Annotated in this window: 11 protein-coding genes, 1 tRNA gene and 2 rRNA genes (1 of these 14 cut by a window edge); 13 read left to right on the top strand and 1 reads right to left on the bottom strand. The window is 60.1% G+C overall.

All coding sequences use genetic code 11. The features are described 5' to 3' along the window. From V3H18_RS07055 to V3H18_RS07040, 4 genes are all read left to right on the top strand, one after another. A 23S ribosomal RNA gene (locus V3H18_RS07055) occupies positions 1–1,749 on the top strand; it begins 1,069 nt to the left of the window's first position. 71 nt (positions 1,750–1,820) lie between these two features. Continuing rightward, positions 1,821–1,936 (top strand): 5S ribosomal RNA (gene rrf, locus V3H18_RS07050). Between the two features lie 76 nt (positions 1,937–2,012). Further along, positions 2,013–2,089 (top strand) — tRNA-Met (locus V3H18_RS07045). A 672-nt stretch (positions 2,090–2,761) separates the two neighbouring features. After that, the gene (locus tag V3H18_RS07040) at positions 2,762–2,974 is read left to right on the top strand and encodes a hypothetical protein (protein ID WP_332081277.1); all 213 of its coding nucleotides are present in this window, start codon (positions 2,762–2,764) and stop codon (positions 2,972–2,974) included. A 126-nt stretch (positions 2,975–3,100) separates the two neighbouring features. Here V3H18_RS07040 and V3H18_RS07035 read toward each other — a convergent pair whose 3' ends face one another. After that, the gene (locus tag V3H18_RS07035; protein WP_408631768.1) at positions 3,101–4,516 is read right to left on the bottom strand and encodes a TolC family outer membrane protein; all 1,416 of its coding nucleotides are present in this window, start codon (positions 4,514–4,516) and stop codon (positions 3,101–3,103) included. A 219-nt stretch (positions 4,517–4,735) separates the two neighbouring features. Between V3H18_RS07035 and V3H18_RS07030 the strand changes: the two genes are divergently transcribed. From V3H18_RS07030 to V3H18_RS06990, 9 genes are all read left to right on the top strand, one after another. After that, a complete protein-coding gene (locus V3H18_RS07030) occupies positions 4,736–4,990 on the top strand; it encodes a P-loop NTPase family protein (protein WP_332081276.1) in 255 nt (84 codons plus the stop codon). Between the two features lie 906 nt (positions 4,991–5,896). Next, a complete protein-coding gene (locus tag V3H18_RS07025; protein ID WP_332081275.1) occupies positions 5,897–12,259 on the top strand; it encodes a type I polyketide synthase in 6,363 nt (2,120 codons plus the stop codon). A gap of 63 nt (positions 12,260–12,322) precedes the next feature. After that, complete coding sequence (locus tag V3H18_RS07020; RefSeq protein ID WP_332081273.1) at positions 12,323–13,354, top strand: 3-oxoacyl-[acyl-carrier-protein] synthase III C-terminal domain-containing protein; 1,032 nt, start codon at positions 12,323–12,325, stop codon at positions 13,352–13,354. Positions 13,355–13,404: 50 nt separating this feature from the next. Continuing rightward, entirely contained in the window at positions 13,405–14,316 is a 912-nt protein-coding gene (locus V3H18_RS07015; RefSeq protein ID WP_332081272.1) for a ChbG/HpnK family deacetylase, read from the top strand. Then, complete coding sequence (locus tag V3H18_RS07010) at positions 14,313–15,233, top strand: SDR family oxidoreductase (protein ID WP_332081271.1); 921 nt, start codon at positions 14,313–14,315, stop codon at positions 15,231–15,233. Before V3H18_RS07015 ends, V3H18_RS07010 begins: the two co-directional genes overlap by 4 nt. Positions 15,234–15,354: 121 nt before the next feature. Further along, complete coding sequence (locus V3H18_RS07005) at positions 15,355–16,689, top strand: glycosyltransferase (protein ID WP_332081270.1); 1,335 nt, start codon at positions 15,355–15,357, stop codon at positions 16,687–16,689. A gap of 92 nt (positions 16,690–16,781) precedes the next feature. Beyond that, entirely contained in the window at positions 16,782–17,885 is a 1,104-nt protein-coding gene (locus V3H18_RS07000) for an HlyD family efflux transporter periplasmic adaptor subunit (protein ID WP_332081269.1), read from the top strand. After that, a complete protein-coding gene (devC, locus tag V3H18_RS06995; RefSeq protein WP_332081268.1) occupies positions 17,882–19,054 on the top strand; it encodes an ABC transporter permease DevC in 1,173 nt (390 codons plus the stop codon). Before V3H18_RS07000 ends, devC begins: the two co-directional genes overlap by 4 nt. After that, on the top strand, positions 19,051–19,719 hold the full coding sequence (locus V3H18_RS06990) for an ATP-binding cassette domain-containing protein (protein ID WP_332081267.1): 669 nt from the start codon (positions 19,051–19,053) through the stop codon (positions 19,717–19,719). The genes devC and V3H18_RS06990 overlap by 4 nt, the downstream gene beginning before the upstream one ends. Positions 19,720–19,739: the final 20 nt, after the last annotated feature.

The raw sequence follows: 19,739 nt of genomic DNA, 5'->3' as shown, positions 1-19,739 counted from the left end.
TCGTGGCTAAGTGGGAAAGGATGTAAGAATCCCAAAACAACCAGGAGGTTGGCTTAGAAGCAGCCATCCTTTAAAGAAAGCGTAACAGCTCACTGGTCTAAATAAGGGTTCTCGCGCCGAAGATGTACCGGGGCTCAAGCCACGAGCCGAAGCTTTGGGTTTGCCGTAAGGCAAGCGGTAGCGGAGCGTTCCGTAATCCGTCGAAGGGATAGCCGTGAGGCGTCCTGGAGGTATCGGAAGTGCGAATGCTGACATGAGTAACGAGAAACACTGTGAAAGACAGTGTCGCCGAAAGTCCAAGGGTTCCTGCGTAAAGTTAATCTTCGCAGGGTTAGCCGGCCCCTAAGGCGAGGCCGAAAGGCGTAGTCGATGGGAACCACGTTAATATTCGTGGGCCAGCAGGTGGTGACGCGTTGCGAAAGTCGTTCGGACTTACTGGATTGTCCGGGCGGCCTGGCGGCGCCAGGAAATAGCCCCTGCATTAGACCGTACCCGAAACCGACACAGGTGGACAGGTAGAGTATACCAAGGCGCTTGAGAGAATGACGTTGAAGGAACTCGGCAATTTACCTCCGTAACTTCGGGATAAGGAGGCCTTCGGTTCGGGCAACCGGATCGGAGGGGCACAGACCAGGGGGTGGCAACTGTTTACCAAAAACACAGGGCTCTGCGAAATCGCAAGATGACGTATAGGGTCTGACGCCTGCCCGGTGCCGGAAGGTTAAGAGGAGGAGTGCAAGCTCTGAATTGAAGCCCCGGTAAACGGCGGCCGTAAATATAACGGTCCTAAGGTAGCGAAATTCCTTGTCGGGTAAGTTCCGACCTGCACGAATGGCGTAATGACTTCCCCGCTGTCTCCAACGTCAGCTCAGTGAAATTGAATTCCCCGTGAAGATGCGGGGTTCCTGCGGTCAGACGGAAAGACCCCGTGCACCTTTACTGTAACTTTGCGCTGGCATTCGTGTCGGCATGTGTAGGATAGGTGGTAGGCTTTGAAGCGTGGGCGCCAGCTCGCGTGGAGCCATCCTTGAAATACCACCCTTATCGTCATGGATGTCTAACCGCGCTCCGTCATCCGGGGCCGGGACAGCGCATGGTAGGCAGTTTGACTGGGGCGGTCGCCTCCCAAAGAGTAACGGAGGCGCGCGATGGTGGGCTCAGACCGGTCGGAAATCGGTCGTCGAGTGCAATGGCATAAGCCTGCCTGACTGCGAGACAGACAAGTCGAGCAGAGACGAAAGTCGGTCATAGTGATCCGGTGGTCCCTCGTGGAAGGGCCATCGCTCAACGGATAAAAGGTACGCCGGGGATAACAGGCTGATAACCCCCAAGAGTCCATATCGACGGGGTTGTTTGGCACCTCGATGTCGGCTCATCACATCCTGGGGCTGGAGAAGGTCCCAAGGGTTCGGCTGTTCGCCGATTAAAGTGGTACGTGAGCTGGGTTCAGAACGTCGTGAGACAGTTCGGTCCCTATCTGCCGTGGGTGTAGGAGAATTGAGAGGATTTGTCCCTAGTACGAGAGGACCGGGATGAACATACCTCTGGTGGACCTGTTGTGGCGCCAGCCGCAGTGCAGGGTAGCTATGTATGGACGGGATAACCGCTGAATGCATCTAAGCGGGAAACCCACCTCAAAACGAGTTCTCCCTTGAGAGCCGTGGAAGACGACCACGTTGATAGGCCGGGTGTGTAAGCGCGGCGACGCGTTCAGCTTACCGGTACTAATAGCTCGATCGGCTTGATCGCTCTCATTTATCGACGCCCATGCTTGGGCCAGACGAGAAAGTTCCATTTGCTTCGACGATGCGTTTCGCCGGCCTGGTGGCCTTCGGCGGAGCGATCAGACCCGATCCCATCCCGAACTCGGCCGTCAAACGCTTCTGCGCCAATGGTACTATGTCTCAAGACCTGGGAGAGTAGGTCGTCGCCAGGCCTGCGAAGCGCATCGTTTCCTCTCATTCGACAGTTCCGAGCAGCGCCGCTCACGCCGCGCTGCTCTTTTGTTTTGGCGCGGGGTGGAGCAGCCCGGTAGCTCGTCAGGCTCATAACCTGAAGGTCGTAGGTTCAAATCCTGCCCCCGCAACCAACTCAATTTGCGAAACCCCGGCTTCCCCAGCCGGGGTTTTTGTTTTGAGGAACCGCAAAAACCCCGGAAAGATCGCCTCGAACATCGATGAGCAGTTCGTCGTCCCTCGGGGGACGATTGACCCGCGACTTGAAAACCTCGCCGGCCTTAAGCCGCTTGGCCTCGGTTTCGTCTCGCAAAACGTCAACACGGGGCGGCAACTTGATCGCGGTAGTAGCTGGCCATTTCTGGATGCAGGAGCGGCGGCGGTTCCTCCGCTTAGCCGGGATCCCTCCAACTTGGCTTTGCGAGCCTCAAGCTATTTCGTCTGCTTTGTTCGGCTCCGCCGCGACCGCACGGGCGCTTCTTTGGTGACGAACTGAAGCTCGCGATCGCGCTGGAAGCCGATCGGCCGGGTGTAAGCGACTCATCCATCGCAGGAAGGCACGGGAACGTCACCCGACTGCTATTCCATTGGCGCTCGCAGTTCGGCCTCGCGCCAGAAAAGCGCGCGCAGCTTGCGCCGGGGCCGCCGCCGGACGACGCGGCGGCGGCGCGTCTTCTGTAGACCCTTGGGCCGGCTCCAGACGGGATGGCGACTGTCGAATTGCGCGACGGACCGCGTGTCTTCGCTCCTATTGGCGGCGACCCCGACCCCGCTCGAACGCATGTGGGAAGCGGCAAGATTGCGCCATGATGATCGTTTCAGCGGGCGTCAAGGCGCATTTGGGGCTGGGCTACGCCGACATGCGCAAGGGCGTGGACGGTCTTGCCGTTTTCATCCAGGAAGCGCTCAAGAAGGACCCTTCTCGGGCCATTTGTCGCCTTCCGCGAAAAGAAGGCGACGCTGTTAAAGATCTTTTTTTAGGACGGGCGGTGGGCTTTGCCCGTTTACGTAAAGCATAAATCTAACCAGCGGCAATTATCGCCTCGCCATAGCGCGCGCTACGTCAGCGATAATTGCGAAACAATCGGGCATGAAACCTTGATGCAGGCTTCAGGTGACCGATTCGACAGAGTGGCGGCGAATGTTCACTGGTCGGGCGTGCTAACTCCGAACCACTTGTCCTTGACCTGCTCGAAATGCACGACGGGGTTATATCGCGCGACATTGAGATTGAGCGCTTCGGCGTTCAGCCTGCCGATCGAAGCCAATGCCGCATAAGAGGCGACAACTCGGTCCCTCTGGGAAATCACCAGATTGACGCGCGCGTTGAGCAGCGTCTGCTGCGCGTTCAACACGTCGAGCGTCGTGCGCTGACCCGCTTGCGCCTCTTCGCGAACGCCTTTCAGCGCGAGTTCGGCCGCCTTCACCGTCGCCTCATCCGACTTGATCTGAGACCTCGCCGTGTCGAGGAGACTATAGCTCGTGACGACATTCGCTCTTATGCGCGCGCGCTGCGCATCGGCGTTCAGCCGCGCCTTTTCGCGTATCTCCTTCGCCTTGCGGATCGACGAATATTCCGAGCCGCCCTGATAGAGGGGAACGTTCAATGCGGCTCCGACGCCGGCTGCGAATTGTCGCGAGCCGGGCAAACCTAGGAAGGAATCGTATTGCTGCGATACTTGCGCATTTACCGATAGAGTCGGCAAAAGCGAGCCCTCGGCGACTTTAACCGCCGATTCGGCGGCGTCCACTCGATGCAAGGACGCGACGACGGCGGGATGTTCGAGAAGCGCGATGTCAATCGCTTCCTTTACCGAATTGGGCAACATCCGTTCGATCGAGGAGGCGGGCTCGAGGCGCTTCGGCTCGACGCCTATGATCTGCCGATAAACGGCTGAACTGCTCTTTAGTTGCGCCTCGGCGGCGAAATAATCCGAGCGCGCATGAGAGACGGAGGCTTCGCTCTGCGCGATGTCGGTATTTGTCACGTCTCCGGATTCATAGCGCTTCTGGGTGTCGTGCAATTGCAGATTGAGCACGGCGATGTTGCTTTTGCGCAGCGACAGGATCGCCGCATCGCGCAACACGTCCATGAAGGCTGTCGCGCCGTTGCGCAATGTTTCCTGCTCGGAAAGCTGCATCAGCGCGCGCGATTCGAAGACGCCGGATTCAGCGCGACGCACCGAATTCTCCGTGCGTCCGCCGTCGAACACATGCTGCGACACGTTCAAAGTCGCCCCGCGTGGATATCCAGTATAGGTATCGGAGAAAGTGTAAGGGACGCGCTGATTGAGCACAGGGAGTCGTATGGGAATCTTTAGATTCGAACTCTGCGTCGAGACGTTCGCCTGGATATTGGCGTTGGGACGCAGTCCAGCCCAGGCGCCTGAGACGTCTTCGTCATGCGCGCGCACGTCGGCGCGCTGTTCGTTCAAATCAGGATTTTCCGAATAGGCCCGAGCGAGCGCCGATGAAATCGTTTCAGCGGTAGCGGTCCGCGCGCATGTCAATGCGAGCAATGCACCTGCCGCAACAATCGTATGTGTGCCGAAGAACTTCATGGACGCCCACTGTCACTTTTCAGCAGCGATCACGTCGGCTTGACGATGATCATTTCGCTTATGCTTTTAGTCCGAGGAAAATTGAATGCCAATGGGCGGCATGACAGGCTGTACCTGTTTCAGTTCTTATATTGATGACGTGGCAAAAATAGCACAGAGATTCTGACCGAGCTCCTTGTATGCGTCGCTCGATTTCGATGTGGTTTACAGAAGGTTTTGATGACGCGCAGCCTCATCGGCATGGCGATTCAGACGCTACGTCTATCAGCCAAAAAGACGTTGTGGGCTCGACTCTTATTCCAGCCGTCGCTCGACAAGAACCGCGTCATGACGCTCGCCCACTTTCACGTCATCGATCGCGCTGAAGCGGTTCGATTCATGGGCGCAGCGCGGAATGGGATATCTCATGTCAGCGTGGCGCCTAGCTTTAAGGCGCTCAAAGCTTTCAGGCCGCGCGGGCGCGATTGCCGCTGACCACTGACGCCACAGCGTGAGGACGCTGTTCGCCGCGCTCGAAATTTTCGAGGACGAGGTCGTCGTGCGCATCCGACGTGGATCGGCGTCCAGCGCGCATTCATTTTCTTCATGCGATCGAAGCGGATGTCCCGGCGGAAAAGTTTGTGCGTTTGCGCGTGGATAGCCGAACGACGCACAAACATCCCAACGCTATGCGACGGTTTGGTCGGCATCCGCGTTTCATTTTCCGCTTTACCCCGGCCTCGCGTTCGTGGATCAGAGCCGTCGAAGGAATCGTCGCCACGCTCGCCGAATGACGTCTCGACATCTCGGGGCGGGACGTGAACGCGCTCCGCCGAAGCGTCGAGCGCGCCGTCCGGCGACAGTTATTTTTTTTTATGTCGCGCGCGATTCAGATCGCACGTTTCCGCGACGTAGATTCATTCTTCGCGATCAACGCAAAAAAAAATTCGCGGAGAGGTCCCACGGGCCGGCGAATTTTCAACAGCCTGCGGTCGACGCATCAATTAACAGTGGGTCCGAGTGTTACAACTAAATGCTGATTTGCTCAGCGTTTTTTGGAGTTTACCTACTGTATTTGTCACTACTTTTGTTAACTCTGGCAATGCCGACGGTACCTATATAAATACATGTTGACTTGCGAGAGGCCATCGAATAGCCAATATGCTGCAATGCAACCTTCCCCCACGCGCCTAATATTTGTTCAACCGGAAAAACGAGGGTGCCCCGTGACGCCAATTGTTACAAGTATGTGTCCAATGCGTTCAGCACCACAAAATCTGTTGACGATTCAAGTAATTGATCCTTGCCGGCCAAATACAAATCGCTTGGTTTGAAATCGCGCCGCGTTCGCGCGTTTAAGAACGAAGGTTCCCCAACGGTCATATCTGCAAGAGTCATGCTATGGACGAACGCAATCAGAAACTTCAGGAGTCGGGATTTCGCGCTGATGACGGCGGAGAAATGGAGCCGATCGCGATCATCGGAATCGGCTGCCGCTTCCCTGGGGGGGCCAATAGCCCCGACGCATATTGGAACCTTCTCGTCTCCGGACAGCCGGCGATCCGCGAAGTGCCGAACGACCGCTGGAGCCTGGACCGCTTTTACAACGAGAATCCAGAGAAGCCGAACAAGATCTACACCCGCAAGGGCGGCTTTCTCGACGAGGCGGTTCATCGCTTCGACGCAGCGTTCTTCAATATATCGCCGCGTGAGGCGGTTCACGTAGACCCGCAGCAGCGACTGCTCATGGAGGTGGCGTGGGAGTCGATGGAGGACGCTGGCGTCGTTCCGGAAACGCTCGCCGGCTCCGAAACGGGCGTCTACATCGGCGGATTTACGCTCGACAGCATGCTTGATCAATTGAGTCCGCTCAATCGGGAAAATATCAGCATGCATTCGGGCACCGGCGCGCTGATGACGCTGCTCTCGAATCGCCTGTCCTATTTCTTCGACTTCCGCGGCCCAAGCCTTTCGGTGGATACGGCGTGTTCGTCGTCGCTCGTGGCCGTGCATCTCGCCTGCCAGGATATCTGGCGCGGTCATGCGTCGATGGCCTTGGCGGGCGGCGTGAACGTCATGTTGCGCCCCGAGTATCCGATGATCATGGGCAAGGGCCACTTCCTGGCGCCCGACGGCTATTGCAAGAGTTTCGACGAACGCGCCAATGGCTATTCGCGCGGCGAGGGCGCCGGCGTGGTCCTTCTCAAGCCCTATGCCGCGGCCGTGCGAGATGGGGATCACATCTACGCGACGATACGCGGCACGGGCGTTAACCAGGACGGGCGCACCGACGGCATCACAATGCCGAGCGCGGTGGCTCAGGAAGCGCTGATCCGCCGTGTTTACGCGCAAAGCGGCGTGCCGTTCAGCAACGTGCGCTACGTCGAGGCGCATGGCACGGGGACGCCGGTGGGCGATCCCATCGAAGCCGGCGTTCTTGGACGCACGATTGGCGCGGGACGCGACGCCGACGAGGCCTGTCTGATCGGTTCGGCGAAATCGACGATCGGCCATCTCGAAGCGGCGGCTGGCGTCGCCGGCCTTATCAAGGCGGCGCTCTGTCTTGATCGAGGGGCGGTGCCGCCTCAAGCCAACCTGCAGAATCCCAATCCAAAAATTCCCTTCCAGGAACTCGGCATTCGACTGGCGACAAGCCTCGAGCCGCTGTCGGAGGAGGATCAAGAGGTTTATTGCGGGGTTAACTCCTTCGGCTTCGGCGGCACCAATGCGCATGTGGTGCTTCAGCGCATCGAGAAGCCGCCGTTGGAGGAGAAAAAGGATGGATCGGCGGGAGAGCAGATCCTCCTGCTTTCGGGCCGCGATCCCAAAGTGCTGACCGCGCTCGCCCGCTCCTATGCGCAGGTGCTCTCGCGCGGCAAACGCGCGGCGTTTGAGGATATTTGCCATGCGGCGCGCATTCGACGCTCCGCCCATGAATGCCGACTGAGCGTCGTCGCCGCTTCGGCCGCCGAAATGGCGACGGAGCTCGAGCAATTCGCCGCGCACGGCTACAGCGATCACGTCGTTCAGGGCAAATCGGCGCGGCGCGCCGAATCGCGACCCGTTTTTGTGTTTACCGGTATGGGCCCCCAGTGGTGGGGAATGGGCCGGCAATTGCTGGAGAGCGAACCGGTTTTCCGCAAGGCGGCGGAGGAGATCGACGAGCTATTCCGTAAGCTCGCCGGCTTCTCCATTCTCGACGAAATGCGCGAGGACAAAAGCCGGTCGCGCGTCAAAGAGACACGCATCGCGCAACCCGCCAATTTCGTCGTGCAGGTCGCTCTGGCCGAACTTCTTCGTTCCTGGGGAGTCTATCCCGCGGCCGTGGTCGGCCACAGCGTCGGCGAAGTGAGCGCCGCCTATATATCGGGGGCGTTGAGCCTCGAGGACGCCGTCGCCGTCTCATATCACCGCAGCCGGCTTCAACAGCTGGCGGCCGGCAAGGGACGAATGCTGGCGACCGCTCTCAATAGAGAGCAGGCCGAACGTCTGATCGAGCCCTATCCGGATACGGTTTCAATCGCGGCGATCAACAGCGTTTCGACGGTGACGCTGGCTGGCGACGGCGAAGCGTTGGCGTCGATCGCCGAGCGTCTCGCCAAGGACGAAATATTCAATAAATTCCTGGAGGTGGAAGTCGCCTATCACAGCCCGCAGATGGAGGAGCTGAAGCCGGAGCTGCGGAAGTCTCTGGAAGGGATTCGCCCGCAAACGCCGCACACGCCGCTCTATTCCACCGTGACGGGCCAGCTCGTTCAAGGTCCCGATTGGGGCGCGGAATATTGGTGCTCCAATATGCGGGAGCCCGTGTTGTTCGCCGACGCGATGGTCGCCATGGTGAACGACGGATTGAGCGGCTTCCTCGAGGTCGGCCCGCATCCTGTGCTCTCGACTTCGATCAAGGAAGTTCTGCGCGCCAGCGAAGCAGGCGGCGTTTCGATCGCCACCTTGCGCCGCGAGCATCCTGAGCGGGCGACGGTTCTCGCCGGGCTCGGCGCGCTCTATGTGAACGGCTACGACGTCAACTGGCGGGCGCTTTCTCCCGCCGGCGCACGCTTCGTCAAGCTGCCTTTGTATCCCTGGCAGCGGGAGCTTTATTGGAACGAGACGAACGCCGCCGCGATCGACCGACTTGGTCATACGGAGCACCCGCTGCTGGGAAGCAAGGTGTCGTCGCCTATGCCGACGTGGGAGCATGATCTCGGCAGGCCGTCGATTTCATATCTGGCCGATCATGTGATCGAGGGAGCGATCGTCTTTCCGGGCGCCGGCTATATCGAGCAGGGCCTGGCGATAGCGGCGCTTCTTGACGAGGGACAGGCCAGCTACACGCTGGAAGGTCTCTCCTTCCTCCGGCCGCTCGTCTTCCCAACGCTCAAAGATCCGATCGTTCGGGCCACTTTCGATCGGAACTTGAGGGAGTTCCACATCTACAGTCAGACGGACGACGAGTCCGTCTCGTGGACGCTGAACGCGATGGGCCGGGTGCTCGCCTTGCCGCCGCCTCGGAGCGGAACCGAGTCTTTGGCCGAGGTGAAGGAGAGAATTGGGGAGTCGGTCGACGTCGCCGAGCTTTACGATCGGCTGGCGGCGCACGGGCTGGCCTATGGTCCGCACTTCCGCACGATCCGCAATCTGACGCGGAACGGCGATGAGATACTGGCGGAGCTTGAGATCATTCAAGGCCCGTCGGACGAGCTTGACGCCTATCGGCTTCACCCCGCGCTTCTTGACGGCGCCATTCAAACGCTGGTGGGCGCGATCGGCCAAGGCGAGCTCGAGGAATCGACCTATCTGCCGGTCGGCGTGGGTCGAGTGGTTTTCCACAGTGGCGCCGGCGCGCCGCTGTGGGCGCATGGACGCGTGATCGATCAATCCTCGGAAGGGTTCGAGGGCGACCTCGTTCTCTATCGCGCGGATGGCGGCGTCGCAGCGGAAATCCTTGGCATCCGATGCAAGGCGCTCCACACGACGAAGCTCACGCCGAAGCAGCGGCTCGAAAGCCGTTCCTACGGGCTCGCTTGGGAGGTCAAGCCGCTAAGCGAGGCCGATCAGCAGGCCGGCGACTGCCTGCTCATTGCCGCCAATCCCGGGTCTTGCAAAGACTTGGCGACGGCGCTCGAAGAGCTCGGAGCCAAAGTCCAGACAATAGACGCGCAGTCGCTTACGGACGTCGCGGCCGCACGCAAGCTGATTGACGAAAACGCGAACCCTCGCGCCATCGTCTTCCTGGGACGATCGGATACGAACGCTGACGATGCGGTGACCGATCTGTCGGACGCCAAGCGGCTCGTTCGCGTGGCGCAAGCGCTTGAGCTTCAGGACGCGGACGACGCTTCGCCCAGACTATTCGTCGTGACGTTGCTCGCGCAGCCCTTGCCCGGCGCGCAAACGGTGAATATCGCGCACGCGCCGCTGATCGGATTGGCGCGCACGATCGCGGGCGAATATCCACATCTGCGATGCACCGCCGTGGACGTCGATCCCCTCGATGCGGATCGTGGTCTTCTCGCTCGGCAAATCCTCAGCGAGAGTCCCGAAACCGAGGTCGCCCTGCGGGGCGATGAGCGGCGCGTGCAGCGGCTCGTCCGCGCGTCCGCGCTCGGCGAGGAGGATGGCAAGGCCGAGATAGCCACCGTCTCCGCCGCCTCCGTACCGGCGTTCCGCCTGTCGCGAGGAGCCGAAAACCGGCTGGAGAGCCTGCGCTTCGACGAAGCCGCTCGGATCGCTCCCGCTGCGGGCGAAATCGAAGTCGAAATCAAGGCCGCTGCGCTCAACTTCAAGGACGTGCTCAAAGTCCTCGGCATGTTGCCCGCCAAGGCTCTGGAGGGCTCCTACCACGGCGCGGAACTCGGCATGGAGGCGGCAGGCGTCGTCACCGCCGTCGGCGAAGGGGTGACGGCCTATAAGGTCGGCGACGAGTTGGTCGGCTCCTTCAAGGGTTCGTTCAGCTCTCATGTGCGCGTGCCCGCCGACCACGTGCTCGCCATGCCCAAGCCGTCGTCTTTGACGTTCGAAGAGGCCGCGAGCCTGCCCGTCATCTTCATGACGGCCTATTACGCCTTGCACGACATCGCGAGGCTGCGCGCGGGCGAAACCGTGCTCATTCACGCCGCCGCCGGCGGCGTGGGCCTCGCGGCGATCCAGGTCGCGAAGTGGATCGGCGCTCGCATCTTCGCTACGGCGGGAAGCCCGGCCAAACGCGAATATCTGCGCACGCTGGGCGTCGAGCAGGTCTTCGACTCGCGCAGCCTCGAATTCGCCGACGGCGTTCTGAAAGCAACCGAAGGCCGGGGCGTCGACGTCGTCCTCAACTCTATCGCGGGAGAGACCTTCATCAAGAGTTTGGAGGTGACGGCTCCCTTCGGACGGTTCGTGGAGATTGGCAAGCGCGACATCGTCGAGAACGGGCGCCTGCCGCTGCTGCCTTTCAACAAGAACCTCCTGTTCGCCGCGGTCGATCTCGATCGACTGATGGCCGAACAGCCTCAGGCGATCCGTGATCTGCTCGCCCAAATCTGGCGCCGCTTCGAGAAGGGCGAATTCCTCCCCGCGCCCGTGACTGTTTTCCCGTTGCATGAGGCGCCGGACGCCTTCCGGTTCATGGCGCAATCGAAGCAAACGGGTAAAATCGTCCTCTCCTTCGCCGATGCCGCGCGCGTCGAAGTCGTGCCGGCGGAAGTTGAGAAAAAGCTGATCCAGCCGAACGCTACCTATCTGGTGACCGGCGGCTTCAGCGGCTTCGGCTTGAATGCGGCGCGTTGGCTCGCGCAGCAAGGGGCGAAGAATCTGGTCCTCGTCAGCCGCAGCGGCGCCGCCTCCAGCGAGGCGCAACGCGCGGTGTCGGCGCTCGAAGAGCAGGGCGTCAACGTCGTGAGCATCGCCGCCGACGTCGGCGTCGAAGCCGATGTGAAAGCCATGATGGCGCGGATCAGCCGCGAGCTTCCGCCGCTGCGCGGCGTGGTGCATTCGGCGGCCGTATTGGACGATACCTTGCTTTCGGGCCTCACCGACGAGCGGTTCGACGCGGTCTATCGCCCCAAGGCGATCGGCGCCTGGCATCTGCACCGTGCGAGCCTGAATGCGCCTTTGGACTTCTTCTTGGGTTTTTCGTCCATTTCGGCGCTCATCGGCAACCCGGGGCAAGGAAACTATGTCGCCGCCAACATGTTCCTGGACATGCTGGCGTATTATCGCCAGACGCTCGGCCTTCCCGGCCAAAGCGTCAACTGGGGCGCGATCGGCGACGTCGGGATGGTCGCGCGCGACAAGGCCGTCGCGCAGCATCTTGCGCGCGCGGGCATCCAGCCGATTTCCTCCAAGGAAGCGCTTGAGGATCTGGGAGAGGCTCTGCTTAAGGGGACGGCCCAATTCGCTTACGTCGACGTCGACTGGTCGAAGTGGGCGTCCACCCATCCGGCGAGTTCGGCGCCCCGGTTCTCGCCTCTTGTCAACGAGGCCCGCGATGAGGCAGACAGCGTCATCGACCGCGTGCGCGCTGAACTGGCTCAGATCGAGCCGGAACAGCGCGGAGATCATGTTGTCGGCATTCTTCGTCGCGTCGTCGGCGAAACGCTCCGCATTCCCTGCGAACGCATCGACATCGACGCTCAATTGTCTGAGATGGGCATCGACTCGTTGATGGCGGTTGAATTGCAGGTCGCCGTCAAAGCGACGCTCGGCGTCGAAATTTCTCTCATGGAGCTCATGAAGGGACGAACGGTGGCGTCGCTTGGTCGAGACTTGGTCAAGCGTTTGAGCTGAAGGCAACCAACCGTTCACGCGGTTATCAGATCTGCACCTGCTGAGTTCGAGGAAAACAAGAATATGCGCATTGATGCCGTTAAGGCGGCTTTGCCGTCGCGGAAGTTGTCGAATGAAGACGTCCTCCAGATTGTTCGTGAAAGCAGCGAGGCCACCTACAACGGGGATCTTGACGCGGCGATCCAGAAGATCGAGAGCTGGCTTGCCTACAGCGGCGCGCAGACGCGTTACCTGCTTGAGGAAAGCGAAACGCCGTTGAGCGTGTTGACCCGCGCGATCAACGCGGCGCTGGAAGAAGCGAATTGCGCCAAAGACGATATCGATACTCTCGTCTATGTTGGCGTCGGACGCGGGTTCATCGAGCCGGCCGGCGCTTATCTCGTGGCGCACGCGTTGGGTTTCAAAAATGCGCATTGTTTCGACGTGCTGGACGCCTGCAACAGCTGGTCGCGGGGCGCGCAGATCATCTATCATCTTCTGCAGTCGGGAAGCTGCAAGCGCGCGATGATCGTCAACGCGGAATTCAGCGTCACCGGCAATCGGCTCGGCAATTTCGCGCTTCGGCACGAGGGAGAGCTGACTTGGACCTTCCCGACTTACACGATCGGCGAAGCCGCCACCGCGACAATCTTTTCAGCCGATCCGACGAATGAGTGGAAATTCAAGTTTCGCTCCCGGCCTGATCTTGCGGATCTGTGCACGATTCCGGTTACCGGCTTTCAGGGCTATTGCAATCAGACCGAACGCATCGGCAAGAACGGCAACCGGTTCACGTCTTACGGCTATGAATTGTTCGAGGCGGCGGGCCCCGAACTCATCCAGGTGTTCCAAGACCTCAATCCGCCCCTCGACAAGCTCCGCGCGATATTCCCGCATTCGGCGTCTCAAAAGGCGGGCGACGACCTCGCAGATATGTTCGACCTGCGGCATCTCGTGTCCAACGTTTATCCGCGCTGCGGCAATCTCGTTTCCTGCTCGGTGCCGGCGGCGATGGCCTTCGCGATCGAGGAACAGCGCGTAGCCCGTGGAGACCTGCTTGCCGCGGTTGTCGCCAGCGCCGGCATGTCGTTCTCGGCCTACTCCTTCATCTACTGAACGAAGTTGGCGATGGTCATCCGGGGAGCTTCGGTTGACGGGCGGGAGAAATGACGAAGGACCGCATCATCGCGATCTGCGCGGACGATTACGGCCTGTCCGACGGGGTGAGCATCGGCATTCTCGAGGCCCTTGAGGCAGGCCGGCTGACGGCGGCGTCGGCGCTGGTCAATGGTCCACGCTGGCTGACCATGGGAACTGAATTGCGCCGGCGCGCCCGGAACGCAGACGTTGGCCTGCATTTCAACCTCACGCTCGGCCGGCCGCTGAGCCCGATGCCCGCCTTTGCGCCGGAGGGGGTCTTTCCGCCGGTCTCGACCGTGATCCGCCTCGCCCTGAGCCGCAAGCTTCCCTTGGCGGAGATACGCGCTGAGATTGATCGCCAGCTGGACCGCTTCGAGGCGGTGATGGGGCGCGCGCCGGACTATGTCGACGGGCATCAACATGTGCACGGGCTGCCGGGCGTCCGCGACGCGTTGATCGAAGCCATGACCGCGCGTCGGCTCGCCGGCCGGACATGGCTGCGCAACGCCGCCGACGATCTGCATCGCATCTTGCTGCGCGGCGCCGATGCGCCCAAGGCGCTCGCCCTGGCGCTTGCGGTTCAGGGCCTGTCCTCCGGCTTTCGCCGCGCGGCGCTGCGTCAGGGCTTCGCGACCAATGAAGGGTTCTCCGGCCACTCGGTTTTCGATCCGGGCATGGACTACGCAAGGGCTTTCGAGACCTATCTTCGCGCGCCAGGACGCCGCCATCTCGTCATGTGCCATCCCGGCCATGTGGACGACGAGCTTAAGGCCCAAGACTGGGTGACCGTCACCCGCGAGCAGGAACTCGCCTTCCTGCTCTCGCCGCGGTTGCAGGAAATGTTGGAAGAGCGAGGGCTGAAGCTGGCGCGGCTCAGCGAGGGCCTCCCGCAGCCATGCCCGAGCGGCGGACGGATGAGCGAGTCGGCCTCTCAATGACCGAAGCTGACTCGGCCGTTCAAAATGCGAGCGAGGACGACAGGCGCGCAGTCGTCGTCACCGGCGCCTCGACGGGCATCGGCGAAGCCTGCGTCAGGCTGCTAATCGAGAAAGGCTTCTTGGTTTTCGGCTCGGTGCGCAGGGCTTACGACGCCGAACGATTGAAGACGCAATTTGGGGAAAATTACGAGCCCCTCTTTTTCGATTTGACCGACCGCGAGGCGGTCGCGCGCGCCGCCGACAAGGTCGAGGAGCGGCTTCAAGGAAAGACGCTGGCGGGGTTGGTCAACAACGCAGGGATGGCCGTGCCGGGGCCGATGCTGCATGTCCCGATCGAGGAGTTGCGCCATCAGCTCGAGGTCAATGTCATCGGCCAGATGCAGGTGACGCAGGCTTTCGCGCCGTTTCTCGGCGCACGCGCGCCGCAGGGAGGGCCGCCGGGCCGCATCGTCAATATGAGCTCGGTGCTGGGACGGATGGTGGGCCCGCTTCTAGGACCTTACAGCGCCTCGAAATTCGCGCTTGAAGCCATGTCCGATGCGCTGCGCCGCGAATTGGCGGTCTATGGCGTCGCCGTCACCGTGATCGAGCCCGGCATGATCGCGACGCCGATATGGGACAAGGCGGAATCGGCGGCGTTCAGCGCCTTCGACGAGACGATCTATGGTCCGGCCGCGCGCCGCGTGCAGACATGGGCGGTGGCGCAGGGGCGCGCTGGGGTCGGGCCGGAGGTTGTGGCGGAGGCCGTCTATCGCGCGCTCACCGCGCGGCGGCCGCCGCTGCGCATGCTCGTGCTCGGAAGCACCGCCATGGTCTATTACGCGCAGCTCTTCGTGCCGCCGCGCGTCATGGACTGGCTGATGGCGCGCCGTTTCGGCTTCGATAAAATTCGCGCGCGGCTGTCGGCGCCTTCTTGAAGGGCGCCGCCTCTCGACGCTGCGCGACCCAAACCGCTTCGGTCGCCGAGGCGAAGATCAAAAAGTTTCGGATGGCTGCTCAATAGGCGCAGCCGCTTCTCTCAACGCCGGGCTGCAATACATGGGAAGTCATCCAATCGCCCCGGACCGCCCTAAGATCCTTATCGCCACATTCGGCTCGCTGGGCGACGTCAATCCATTTATTGGGCTGGCGCATGCGCTAAGGAGTCAGGGGGTCGACCCAATCATCGCCACTTCGGAAGAATATCGAGACGTCGTCGAGGGAGAAGGGCTGGACTTCAAACCCGTGCGGCCGGATCTCGGAGAGATTTCATCGCGGCTTAATATGCACAAGGGCGAGATCGCGACCAAAATGTCGCAGAGTAAAAGATTCCTGTTTGATCAGATCATCTTTCCACATCTTCGCGACGCCTATTATGACGTCTTGGAGCTGACGAAGGATGTCGATGGCGTCGTGACGCATTGCCTGGCGTTTGGCGCGAAGGCCGCCGCGGAACAGCGCGGTCTTCCGGTCTTTAACGTGTTTCTTTCGCCGATGCTGCTTTTCTCGGCCTATAATCCGCCGTTGGGGACGCCGGCGCCATTCATCAGCGCTCGATCGCCGGTCGCTGTCGGATATAACCGGCTCCTTCTCGGGGTCGCCGAAGAAGCGATGACGCTCTTGGCGTCGCCGCTCCGAAGATTCAGAAAGGAGCTCGGTCTGCCTGGCCTGCGTGGCTTTGAGCTTCTCGTGGGCGCCCCTCGCGCCGCAGCCACGATCGGCATGTTTTCGTCGCTGCTGATGCCCCCGATTTCCAAGCAGATAAGATCAGAAATTGTCGTTGGACATAGCTTTCACGATGGAAGCAAAACAAGCGAAAAGCCCGAATCGTCAGAGCTCCCGTCTGATTTACTAGATTTTTTGAACTCCGGGCCCGAACCTATCGTCTTCACGCTCGGCAGCATTGTGACGATAGATCGGATCGATTACTTTCGAGACTGCGCCGCCGCAGCCCGGGCCCTCAACCGGCGGGCTGTTCTTCTGGTCGATCAGGTTGATGTGGACCAGTTGCGCCAGGAGATGTCGTCAGATGTTTCGGTGCACGGCTACATACCTCATTCCCCGCTTTTTCCCAGATGCAGCGCTGTGGTTCATCACGGCGGAATGGGATCGACAGCCCAGGCCCTTCGCGCCGGCAAGCCGCAACTCGTAACTCCTTTTTGCAACGATCAATTTGACATCGCTCACCGCCTCAGTCGACTTGGCGTCGCGCGTGCGATGAAGGCTGACGGCGTCTCCGTTAATCAACTGACGCAAAATATTGAATTGCTTTTGTCGTCGCCTGGTTATTCTAAATGCGCGAAGGCGGTCGCTGAGGAAATCGCCTTGGAGGATGGCCCGACGTCGGCCGCAAGACTGATATCTGACAGGCTGAGGGGGTCTTGCCGAAAATAAAAGGCGCGTTCGCGTCGTCGATCGCGATTCTGGAACATGCTCGCCGCCCAAGGATTGGGCGAAGCGTTTAAAGTCTTGCAACTGTATGAGATTTGCCGAAACTTAAAAAATACGCTGGATCTGATATTGAAAATGACCGCATCTGTGTGGATACTGCCTCAAACGGAACCATGGCGGCGCGTAAAATGACTCATCCATTTGTTGTCGGCGCATCGGATCGCGCGAGGTCGTTCAAGGCGGGCATAACGCCAAGCAAGCGAGCTTCCTTGCAATGGATGCTTCAAGTTCTGCTTGCAGCGCTCGCGATGGGCGTGGGGCTCTTCGCCCTGACCAAATATTTTATCAGCGAAGCGCCGACTAAACAGACGATGGATACGCAGCGGGCGTTGACGTTTCCCGGAGTAGGGGCTCTGGGACGGATCGAACCCCGCTCGCGACTCATCCGCGTTTCGACCGAGGCCGCGGAGAGCGGCGCCGTCGTCGGACAGATACTGGTAAACGAAAGTCAATCCATCAAAGCAGGAACCCGCATCGCGGTGCTCACGGATTGGCGCCGCCGTCAGGCGGAAGTGGCGTATGCGACGGCGGAAATTAACGCCTCCAAGGCGCGTCTCCTTGCAGCGGAAGCCGAGTTGGAAAGCGCCCAGCGTGACTCCGATCGGAAAAAGAGCCTCTACAAGTCCGGGACCGCCACCCTCTCCACGGTCGATGGCGTCGAACTGCGGCTGAAAAAGGCGAAGGCGGACGTCCAGGTCGCCAACGCCAGCGTTCAACAGAGCGAGGCCAGTCTGGAGCTCAAGCAGGCGCAACTATCCCAGGCGGTGGCGACTGCGCCAATCGACGGCGTCGTCATCAGAATAAATGCGCACCCCGGCGAGCGCATCGGCCCGCAGGGCGTGGCCGACATCGCGAATCTCAACGAGTTGGACGTCGTCGCTGAAGTCTATGAAACGGATATTATGCGCGTCAAAGTCGGGCAGAATGCGATTGTGAAGCTCCCGGAGATGAACGCGTCATACAAGGCCAAGGTGCGTGAGATTGGCTTCCTCGTCCGCAAGAACCATGTGAACGACACTGATCCGCTTGCAGACCGCGATAATAAGATCGTCGAGGTTCGACTGACGTTAGAGCGTCCGGGAATCGAAGAGCTTCGTCACCAACTGTTCCGTCAGGTTCAAGTACGAATTGAAAGATGACCGGCCTGCGCCCGGTTTTTTTCGCCGCCAGGCTGGCGTGGCGCCAACTCGTCCATGACAGGCCCAAACTGCTCGCCGCCACCCTCGGCGTGCTGTTCGCCTGCGTCCTCGTGTTCATGCAACTCGGCTTTCGGGATTCGCTCTACACGAGCGCCGCTTCGGCGCCGCTGAAAATGCAGGGCCAGCTGTTCCTGCTGCACAAGCAGACAGAAGCCTTATGGCGTCCCGTCTCCTTCGAACGCAGTACGCTGATGCGCGCTTTGGCCGTTCCGGAAGTGCGCCGCGTGGCGCCCCTCTATATGTCGCTTGGCCAATTCAAGAACATGGACACTCATGTCCAGCGCACGCTGATGATTTATGGGTACGATCCCAACGCCGAGCTGATTCAAATCGACCAATTTGAGAGCTTCAGAGCCGCGCTGCAGCATCAGGACACGGCCATTTTCGATGTAACCTCTCGGCCCGAGTTTGGCCCGATACAAGAGTTGATCGCCTCAGGGCGCGATATTACCGAAATAAATGGTCGCAAGATAAAGCTCGTCGGCACCTTCAGCATGGGCACCACTTTCGCCGCCGATGGCAATGTCGTGATGAGCGATCTCAACTTCCACCGGATTTATCCATCGCGATCCCTTGATCAGATCGATATTGGCTTCGTCATGCTGGCTCCCGACGCCGACATCGCCGCTGTGCAAGCGGCTCTCTTGCGACTCGTGGGGCAGGAGGTGCAGGTCTTCACCTATCCGGAACTCCTCCGCTTCGAGCAAAACTACTGGGAGAAGTCGGCGCCGCTTGGGTTCATTTTCGGGTTTGGCACGCTTATGGGCCTCGTCGTTGGCATGGTGATCGTCTACCAGATTTTGTTTACAGATATTGGCAATAACATTCCGCAATACGCGACGCTGGTGGCGATGGGATATAGCCATTCCTACCTACGGCATATCGTCTTCGCCTCGTCGATTTATCTGGCCGTCATCGGTTTCATTCCGGGCGTTGCGCTGTCGACGATCCTTTACGGCGTGGCCGAGCATTCCATTTTCATCCCATTCCCCATGGGCTTCGATCGAATCGTCAGCGTGTTCTTTTTTATCCTGACGATGTGCGTCGCCGCTGGTTTGCTGGCGATACGCAAGCTGAAATCGGCTGACCCCGCGGACATGTTCTCATGAACATGATCGACGTGAGAGGTTTAAACTTCGCCTTCGGCGAAGGCGAGTTGCGCCGTCAAGTCCTCAGAGATATCCATCTTTCCGTCGATGTCGGAGAAATCGTCATTCTGACCGGGCCCTCAGGCTCGGGGAAGACGACGCTCCTGACCATCCTGGGAGGATTGAGGCTTGCGACCTCTGGAAGCGTCGTCGTTCTAGGCGAGCAACTGGTGCGAAGCGACGCGGCCACGCGGCACGCCATACGCCGGCAGACAGGATACATATTTCAGCAGCATAATCTTTTCCTCGCGCTGACCGCCACAGAGAATGTGTGCATGGCGCTTGAACTGCACGACAGGTTTTCGGAAGAGGAGCGGGTCGCGGCCGCGCATCAGATTTTGACCCAAGTGGGACTGGGGAGGCATCTGGATTATCGGCCCGCCCAACTTTCCGGCGGCCAACGCCAGCGTGTTTCAATCGCCCGCGCCTTGGTCTCCAGACCGAAGATCGTGCTCGCGGATGAGCCAACCGCGTCACTGGATAAGCACAGCGGGCATGATGCGGTCGAGATATTAAGAAGCCTTGCGAAGCAGAATGGAACGACAATCTTCATTGTCACCCACGATTACAGAATTCTTGATATCGCCGATCGCATCATCAACCTCGAGGACGGCGTCATTAATTAAGAATTGAAGGCTAAACGCGC

Source organism: Methylocystis borbori (genome assembly GCF_036576025.1).
GTDB classification, from domain to species: Bacteria; Pseudomonadota; Alphaproteobacteria; order Rhizobiales; family Beijerinckiaceae; genus Methylocystis; species Methylocystis borbori.
This window is presented reverse-complemented; position numbering and strand designations above follow the sequence as displayed.